The organism is Paeniglutamicibacter sp. NPDC012692, from assembly GCF_042901625.1.
Taxonomy (GTDB): Bacteria; Actinomycetota; Actinomycetes; order Actinomycetales; family Micrococcaceae; genus Paeniglutamicibacter.
In genome coordinates this window covers 1-7,766 of record NZ_JBIBDE010000017.1, presented here as the reverse complement: position 1 = coordinate 7,766, position 7,766 = coordinate 1, and the positions used below count along the sequence as shown (strand labels likewise).

At 59.0% G+C, this 7,766-nt stretch carries 9 protein-coding genes and 1 pseudogene; 6 read left to right on the top strand and 4 right to left on the bottom strand.

Features of this window, described 5'->3' with window-relative positions; all coding sequences use genetic code 11:
• Window positions 1-368 (bottom strand): transposase (locus ACFY5D_RS22070; RefSeq protein WP_387534754.1); only part of this gene is annotated, 368 nt, incomplete at its 3' end.
• Between the two features lie 368 nt (window positions 369-736).
• Here ACFY5D_RS22070 and ACFY5D_RS22065 point away from each other — a divergent pair.
• The 3 genes from ACFY5D_RS22065 (at window position 737) to ACFY5D_RS22055 (ending at window position 2,848) form a co-directional block, all read left to right on the top strand.
• Window positions 737-1,318, top strand: coding sequence for a hypothetical protein (locus ACFY5D_RS22065; RefSeq protein WP_387534752.1), 582 nt, complete (start codon window positions 737-739; stop codon window positions 1,316-1,318).
• Window positions 1,315-2,088 carry an isocitrate lyase/phosphoenolpyruvate mutase family protein gene (locus tag ACFY5D_RS22060; RefSeq protein WP_387534750.1) on the top strand — a complete coding sequence of 258 codons (774 nt, stop codon included), beginning with the start codon at window positions 1,315-1,317 and terminating at the stop codon, window positions 2,086-2,088. The genes ACFY5D_RS22065 and ACFY5D_RS22060 overlap by 4 nt, the downstream gene beginning before the upstream one ends.
• 79 nt (window positions 2,089-2,167) lie before the next feature.
• Entirely contained in the window at window positions 2,168-2,848 is a 681-nt protein-coding gene (locus ACFY5D_RS22055) for an ArsR/SmtB family transcription factor (RefSeq protein WP_387534748.1), read from the top strand.
• A gap of 144 nt (window positions 2,849-2,992) precedes the next feature.
• Here ACFY5D_RS22055 and ACFY5D_RS22050 read toward each other — a convergent pair whose 3' ends face one another.
• From ACFY5D_RS22050 to ACFY5D_RS22040, 3 genes are all read right to left on the bottom strand, one after another.
• Window positions 2,993-3,247 carry a hypothetical protein gene (locus ACFY5D_RS22050; RefSeq protein ID WP_387534746.1) on the bottom strand — a complete coding sequence of 85 codons (255 nt, stop codon included), beginning with the start codon at window positions 3,245-3,247 and terminating at the stop codon, window positions 2,993-2,995.
• 120 nt (window positions 3,248-3,367) lie between these two features.
• Window positions 3,368-3,844 (bottom strand): hypothetical protein, encoded by a 477-nt coding sequence (locus ACFY5D_RS22045; protein ID WP_387534745.1) that lies wholly within the window; start codon window positions 3,842-3,844, stop codon window positions 3,368-3,370.
• 392 nt (window positions 3,845-4,236) lie between these two features.
• Window positions 4,237-5,229, bottom strand: a complete 993-nt coding sequence (locus ACFY5D_RS22040) for a helix-turn-helix transcriptional regulator (protein WP_387534743.1) — start codon at window positions 5,227-5,229, stop codon at window positions 4,237-4,239.
• Between the two features lie 54 nt (window positions 5,230-5,283).
• Between ACFY5D_RS22040 and ACFY5D_RS22035 the strand changes: the two genes are divergently transcribed.
• From ACFY5D_RS22035 to ACFY5D_RS22025, 3 genes and pseudogenes are all read left to right on the top strand, one after another.
• Complete coding sequence (locus ACFY5D_RS22035) at window positions 5,284-6,237, top strand: alpha/beta fold hydrolase (RefSeq protein WP_387534741.1); 954 nt, start codon at window positions 5,284-5,286, stop codon at window positions 6,235-6,237.
• Between the two features lie 9 nt (window positions 6,238-6,246).
• A complete protein-coding gene (locus ACFY5D_RS22030) occupies window positions 6,247-6,831 on the top strand; it encodes a YdeI family protein (RefSeq protein WP_387534739.1) in 585 nt (194 codons plus the stop codon).
• Window positions 6,832-7,476: 645 nt separating this feature from the next.
• Window positions 7,477-7,689: pseudogene (locus ACFY5D_RS22025) on the top strand (helix-turn-helix domain-containing protein); the annotation flags it as partial.
• Window positions 7,690-7,766: the final 77 nt, after the last annotated feature.

Sequence of the window (7,766 nt, the reverse complement as noted above, 5' to 3'; positions counted from 1 at the left end):
TCCTCCTCGACTATTCCACGCAACACCGGATTCGTGTGGAGCTTGGCGGGTTTGGGACGGGAGGCCCGCTCGTAGGCCAGCACGTGGGCCGAGGTCGCCCGGTACTCCTGCCCGGGTTTGGTGTTGCGCCGCAGCTCCCGGGACACCGTCGAGGCGGAGCATCCGATGGCCTCACCGATCCGCCGCAGCGACTGTCCTTGGGCACGCAGGATGGCGATCTCCTCGCGCTGGGCGAAGGTCAAGCAGCGGTCCTTCAAATCCCTTCCCCGGCGGGGACGGACACCGCCGGCGGCCAGAACGGTGCGCCCGGTGCGCCTGCTGGTGTTCAGGGGAATGACGGCATCGGTGATGAAATCGCCTGCCTGCATCCCCGCCCAGAATACCTGCAAGAGGTCGGGCCGGTACAGAATCGAATACTTTCCCACGTCAACACCCAGTCGCTAAGTGTTGCAGTCACCGCAAGAACCCAAGGAACCTTCTGCGGGACACTTCGCATTGTTGGAATCACCGCTGGCTGGATGGGCCTCCAAGCACCGCAGAGCTTCAAGATACGCGTTGTGTGCAGGTTCCACTGGGGGGAAGGGCCAAAGCTCCATCGCCGCTATTGTTTCGGCTGGTCCTGGCGTGCATTGAGCGGCTGCTTGCATGGGCGGGGTTCCGCTCGTTGACTCGTGCGAGAGCGGTGTGCCGTAACAGTTCGGTTTGGGCCGAAGTATTCTGCCTCCAAACTTGAACCATGAAGAAAATGACGTCGGAAACGTTGGAGCATAGCGGCTTCACAGTGCCATATGCTGCGCCTTCTCCTTTGGGGGTGGCTTGGCTTCGCGGAGAAGCAGTCCGATTTAGCGAAGGAGAAAACCATCGACGACGCAGGCTCCTGACAGAGCATCTTTTGGCTCAGCTGACCGTTGTGCCAGTGGACGGGGAAGACCCGGCAACGACGGTGCTCACAGCCATGGGAATGCCCACTGATCTGGCTGAAGAAGTTGCCCTGGCGGCGTCGGGATACCAACCGCATTCTCCCCACTCCGCCGCCGCTGATGAAGCCGTTGAACGACTCGTGGCAGCCTTCGGGGTGCGGGACGAAGTGACGGCCGCGAACATCTGCATCCTGGTGCAGTCACAAGCGGGGGTTGGTGCCCTGATCCAAGCTTTACGCGACAAGAATGAGGGGCCACCGATACTCAGCACCCGCCGCGTAGATGCTGCAGGTACTGAAGTCGAGGTGGAGCTCCATGGCGCCCACTTTGGTAGGGGGCACCATGCCTGCCCCGGTGAGCACATGGGGCGCATCCTCGCAGCGGCGGCCATCCGATGAGCTTCAGGGACCTCCACCATGGCGCCTCTGCGCTGGTGCTACCCAACGCATGGGACATCCCCTCGGCTCTGATGTTCCTGGACGCTGGTTTCACGGCGATCGGCACGAGCAGCCTTGGACTGGCCGTCAGCCACGGCCACGTTGATGGGAGTCGCGCCGTCCGAGAACTAACGCAGAGACTGGCAAGACAGCTATCCACCCTGCAGTGCTGCGTTTCCGTTGACATCGAAGACGGATTCGCTGAGTCTGCCACCGTCGTGGCCGACTACGTTGAAGGCCTGGGGGTGGAGAGGATCAATATTGAGGACAGCACAGACGGACGGCTCATTGATCCGGTCCTGCATGCGGTCAAGGTCGCCGCGATCAAGGCGCGCACTCCGAATGTGTACATCAACGCGCGGGTGGACAACTTCTGGCTCGGAGAGGAACCCACTATTGAGGCAGTAGTTGCCCGTGCACGTTGCTACACGGATGCCGGAGCCGACGGCATTTTCATCCCTGGAACGCTGGATGCAACACAGATCAGCGCACTCACCGCAGCCGTGACGGTACCCGTGAACGTTCTGGCTACACCCGAACACACCCTAGATGACCTGTCCGCCCTGGGTGTGCGCCGGATCAGCACCGGATCACTACCGTATCGGGCAGCGTTGGATGCAGCCGTTAACGTCGCCAAAGACCTTCGGGACGGCCGCCTCGCAACTACCGAGACAAGCTACTCTCGAATTCAAGAGTTGGTTGGCTTGTACAAGCCGTACGGGCCGAGCTAGTGCCTGGTTTCCAAGACCGGAATGGGCCATGGCTTGGCTTGGTACCAGTTGCTGGCCTTCGACCTTGTAACCTGATCGCATGAGTAGAGATTTTTCGCAGATCGGAAGGGCTTTGTCCGCCCCGGCGCGGTCTGCCTTCATCAATCTGCTCATGGACGGCTCCAGCAGGCCTGCCGGGGAACTGGCAAGGTCTGCCGGTGTGAGCGCGGCGACAGCCAGCGAACACCTTGCCGTGCTGGTTGAAGCGGGCTTGGTCCAGTGTCAGGCACGTGGCAGGCAGCGTTTCTACTCGCTAGCCAACAACTCGGTTGCCGGCGCCCTAGAACAATTAGGGCACCTCTGCCCACCCATCCCGGTCATCGGGTATCGGCAGTCCCGTGAAGCACGCGACATCGCCCGCGCCAGGTTTTGCTACGACCATCTTGCCGGACGGCTTGGCGTCGAACTCCTCACCTCCATGGTCGAGAGCTTGTGGATCACCGAAGAAGAATACGCAGTGACAGAGGAAGGCCACCAAAGACTTCAAAGTATTGGTATCGACACCAATCGCCTCACGGGTAAAAGAGCCCTCACACGACCTTGCCCAGACTGGACCGAGCGAAAAACACATCTAGCCGGCGCCCTAGGAGCAGCACTAGGCTCCTTCTTCCTCGACCGGGGCTGGGTTCTACAGCGCTCCAGCGGGCGCGGGCTGGACATCACCCCAACCGGAACCACCGCCCTAGGCGAGATCTGGAACGTCAGAATAGAGCCAGTCTAGAAAAAGCAGGCAATCTCATTCCAATCATTCCCCAAACACGGTCCGCTCCAATAGTGAACGCTCTGCGGGACAATAATTCAGATTTTCGTGGCTTACTGTGATTTCCCTGCCGAGGCAGATGAGAATCGCTGGTGGGATGAAGGGTTAGCTGTTGACCCGGCGGGGGCGCAACGCGCCTAAAAGTATGAATACAAAGGAAACTGTGATGGCCCCGGCCAAGATCATCATCCCGCCGTTGGCTAGTGACCACATCTTTACCAGGAGAACCGCAATGGCGATGAGGGCCGCGACCAGCAAAACAGCCATGACCGGGTTCCGCTTCATGAGTCTTGGTAGAGGCCATACCTTCGGAACCGAAGTCGCTTCGCCGGTCTGCGATCCGTTTGGATGTATGTTCATGGGACTATTCTGCCTCAGTCCATTTTCAGTGAAGTTCAATCGTCCCGTAGCGGAACCTTGAGCGGACACTAAATCACCGCAAACTTCGCAGCGCTGATTGGTGGCTTCATGACGGGTAAATCAGTCCAGGTCGAGAGGGGACAACCTGCCCGTGGGGGTTTCGATCCCGCCGGCACGTTGGATCTCATCCCATGTTTTGTGGGTTGCGGCGTCCGCGATGGCTTTCATGGTCGCGATAACGAGCAGGGCGTTGAGAGCAGAGTGGGCCTCCACGGCTGCTTCCGGCATACGCATCGCTCCGAACAAGCCGCGCCGGCCATCGGTTTCCGCGAAGAAGGTCTCGCCCCCGTAGATGGAATGTCCGTCTGGAAACACGGCGGAAAACCGGATGTCGTTCGCTGCAAACTCGGCCGCTTCGACCTCGACGCCGTTAGCCACGATCGTCGCGAGGTCGGCTCCCTCCCCACCGAAAGCCGTTGGATCATGGTGAAAGGCAATGCCGCTGGCGAAGAACCCGAGGTCTGAGAAATGGGAGCGCCACTCCTTCGTGGCCTGGAGCGTGGTGTCTAGAAGGGAAAGATCCAGGAATTCCGTCATGGTCTGATTCTGCCTTCTTCGCCCGTGGTTTGGGTCGTTTCCCTGCAGGTAACCGCAACAGGTGCCTCCGCTGCCATGTCTCCTTGCTGACGGCCGGGCTGGAGATGGGTTTTCCGACGCTTTTTGTCTCCGTCTGCAATCACATACTGCGCTTCATCTCGGCGTCCTCTCGGCCATCAGTGCCTGGGGCCTTTTGCATGGCGAACGAAACCTCACAAGCGGAACGCTCTACGGAACAGTCTCACAAGTGATTAGTAGTGGCCCGCATCGCTTTGCGCGACGAGTACCTGCATATTGAACCGTCCCGGGAATCATGCTGCTAACAAAACGGCGGCATGATTCCCTGGACGGTTCACTCTTCATGATCCTTGATGAGTAATGCTCCAGTGGGCTTAGGATGTTGTGTCCGTACTGGCGCGTTTGGTGTAACGGTTGGTGAGTGCTGCGCCGATCATCGCCAAGTGGTCGCACACGCTTTGTGGGCTGGTGATGTCAAGCCACTCGACGAGCCCTGCGAGATGGCCGGCGATCCCGTACTCGCTAGGCGCATGGATCACCACTGGGATGCGGCCATCGCCTGAAGCTGTCCTAATTTCGAGGTTGTCGCCGACTGCCGTTTGGAGGAAGCTGAGCCCTTCGGGGGCGCAGTTCGCGCGCACCTCGACGACTGTACTGTCGCGCTCAGCTTCGTCGGTAATGTCGCGCCAACTTTCCGCGAGGTCGAAGCCCTTGGTTCGGTGAACGGGGGCGTCGCTTGGAGTAACTGCAGTAATGCGGTCGAGGCGAAACGTACGCCGACCCATCTCGGTGTGAGTAACGAGGTACAAGCGTGAACCCTTCGCCACCAGACCCAATGGATGAACAATTCTCTCGGATTCCTTGCCAGCGCTGTCGACGTAGCTAAGTTGCGCTTGCACGCCGCGGATCACGGCGTCCTGTAGAACGTCAAGGAACTGTGGACGCGGGTTCACCCTATCGCTCGCGCCCCACGGTTGCGAATCTACGATCATGGAAGAAGCTGCGGCCTCGGCCTGCGTGCGGAAGGTCTCAGGCAGGGCTCGGACGAGCTTTCGAAGGGCTGCCTTCAACTCAGGCTCTGCGGCTGCCGAGGCTGTCGCTGGCCCGGCGACAAGGAACAGGGCGCGAGCTTCGCTCGCGGTGAGGCCTGAAAGGTCTGTGCGTCCGCCACCAAGAAGACGCCACCCACCGGAACGGCCCTGAATCGAATAGATCGGGACCCCAGCCATGCCTAACGCGTCCAGGTCGCGGCGAGCAGTGCGTTCAGAAACCTCCAGTTCCTTGGCGACTTCCGCGGCCGTGACCTGCTCACGCCGCTGCAGCATCAGGAGGATGGCCACCAAACGATCCGATTTCATGATTTTCATACTTCCAGAGAAACCGGTCAATAGGTGGCCTATTTAGGGAACTACTTTGGAGACATGAACACATCAACGCATGAAATCCCTTTCACTGAGACCACCATCATTCCCGTGAATGGTGTGGACCTTGAAGTCTTCGAAGCCGGCCGAGAGAACGCAGGAAACCCCATCGTGCTCTGCCACGGATGGCCAGATCTTGCATACACTTGGCGCTATCAGATCCCGGCTCTCGTCGCTGCCGGTTACCACGTGATCGCCCCTAACCAGCGGGGATTTGGCAACTCTGCCCGGCCAGACAATATCGTCGATTACGATATCGAGCACCTGACGGGCGACTTCGCCGCCCTGCTTGACCATTTCGGTTACGAGAGCGCGACCTTCATCGGCCACGACTGGGGAGCGTTTATCGTTTGGAGCTTCACGCTGCTGTACCCGCATCGGGTCGACAAAGTCGTGGCGCTCAGCTTGCCGTACCTCGCGCGCGGCGAAATGCCATGGCTCAATTTCATGGAGGCGGTGCTAGGAAGTGACTACTATTTCGTGCACTTCAACAAGCAGCCGGGCGTTGCTGACGCGGTCTTCGACGCGGATCCCGCACGTTTTATCAACAACCTCTACCGTCGGGACGAGCCGCTCATGCCGCCCAAACCGGGCATGGCACTGATCGAGATCGCCCAGGGCGACTCTCCTCTTGGCGAGCCTCTGCTCAGCGAAAGTGACCTGGCAGTCTACGATTCCGCGTTCAAGCATTCAGGGTTCACTGGCGGCATTAACTGGTACCGCAACCTCAATCGCAACTGGCACCTGCTCGCAGATGCCGACCCCGTCATCCATCAGCCCGCACTCATGATCTACGGTCTTCGCGACGCGGTCGCCCGCTCGGAACACCTGTCTCTATTCGTTCCAAATGTTGAAGAGATCAGCTTTGACAGCGGCCACTGGGTCCAGCAGGAACGCCACAGCGAAACCACGAGTGCGATCCTAGAGTGGTTGGCCCGGACCCCAGCCAGCTAGGAGGCAGAAGTGGTCGATACGCTATTTTTCAGCGATGCGGATGCTTTCAGCGATTGGTTAGAAACACACCACAACCAATCACCTGAGGTGTGGGTGCTGTTCCACAAAACGGGTTCTGGCAAGGTCAGTCAAACATGGTCTGAAGCCGTGGATGTGGCACTGTGCTTTGGGTGGATTGATGGACTCAGAAAAAGTGTCGACAGTGACAGCTACAAGGTGCGCTTCACACCCCGCAAACGAAATAGCGTGTGGAGTTCTGTCAACGTCAATAAGGTTGAGGCGTTGATGCGGTTGGGAAAAATGAGGCCGGAAGGACTGGAACTGTTCAACAGCCGAGATGACGCTCAGGGCTACTCATCGGAAACACGCAAAGTGGAGCTAAACCCCGCCTACGAACTGAGATTCAAGGAGCATCAGACGGCTTGGGATAAGTTTTCGAAGTTCGCACCGTCCTACAGGCGTGACTCTGTCTGGTGGGTGATGAGCGCGAAGAAGGAAGAAACGAGGGTGAAGAGACTAGATATTCTGATTTCCTCTTCATTCCAGGGGCAGCGAGTTCCCGTATTTAGAGCAAAGGCTGCTCCGGCCTCCTGACGATTTCGGCCCGATGCTTCGGCATCTGGCGGAATCCAGCATTCGTGATAGTCGCCAGCACGCATGGTAGTCAATCTGCTCGCAGTCAAGTATGCATAAGGCAATAGCTGAACGAGACACCCGATTATCCTCCGTGGGCTGTCGTGGTTGTCATTTTTAGAAGTCTTCTGCATTGAAATTCCCGAATTTAGGGGCAAATGCAGCCGACTTCGGATACATGGTTTGTCAGGAGTCATCTGCATCAAACCGCAATACGGTCCACAGTCGTCTTCATTGTCGGTGCATTTCATGCGCGGTGCCCCCGCTGTCTTTTTCCAACGGCAAAGGCACGGGCTGTCCAAAGTCCTCATCACTGTGATTGCGCGTCCGTAAAAGGAACGGCGAGTTCAATCGGTCGTCGCACCACCCCATTTGTTGTGAGGTGTTGTGCATGCATTCGAAGACGGAACGGATTGCCAAGGAAGCCCGGTTCTGGGTGCTGATGTCCCAAGGCTCGACGTTGAGTGCGGCGTGCAACGCTGTAGGAGTGGATCGACGAACCGGCCATCGTTGGCGTCAAGCAACCGGCGGGCGAATCCCGCGGAAAAAACCTGAGCCCTCGGGCCGGTTCCTGTCCCTGGACGAGCGGCTGAGGATCGCCGCCTTCACCTGTCCGGCTCCAGCGCACGGTCAATCGCGGTGCAGCTGGACCGCTCCGCCTCCACGATCAGCCGGGAGCTACGCCGCAACGGCCCGGTGAGAGGCGCGCGGGGCCGCGGGACGTATGCGCCGCATGCGGCCCAGAAGAAAGCCGAGTTGCGCGGGTGCCGGCCCAAGGGCAGCAAATTCGACGAGGCGGAACTAGGGCGTGTCTCCTAATCGACTCTCGGTGATTGCCGTGCTCCAGATCAGGACGGCGTGCAAAACGATGGCAGACCTGTAGGTCAGCGCGAGCA

Coding starts and splice junctions, on each gene's coding strand:
- ACFY5D_RS22065 (WP_387534752.1), top strand. CDS start 737: ATGAAGAAAATGACGTCGGAAACGTTGGAGCATAGCGGCTTCACAGTG.
- ACFY5D_RS22055 (WP_387534748.1), top strand. CDS start 2,168: ATGAGTAGAGATTTTTCGCAGATCGGAAGGGCTTTGTCCGCCCCGGCG.
- ACFY5D_RS22045 (WP_387534745.1), bottom strand. CDS start 3,844: ATGACGGAATTCCTGGATCTTTCCCTTCTAGACACCACGCTCCAGGCC.
- ACFY5D_RS22060 (WP_387534750.1), top strand. CDS start 1,315: ATGAGCTTCAGGGACCTCCACCATGGCGCCTCTGCGCTGGTGCTACCC.
- ACFY5D_RS22050 (WP_387534746.1), bottom strand. CDS start 3,247: ATGAACATACATCCAAACGGATCGCAGACCGGCGAAGCGACTTCGGTT.
- ACFY5D_RS22035 (WP_387534741.1), top strand. CDS start 5,284: ATGAACACATCAACGCATGAAATCCCTTTCACTGAGACCACCATCATT.
- ACFY5D_RS22040 (WP_387534743.1), bottom strand. CDS start 5,229: ATGAAAATCATGAAATCGGATCGTTTGGTGGCCATCCTCCTGATGCTG.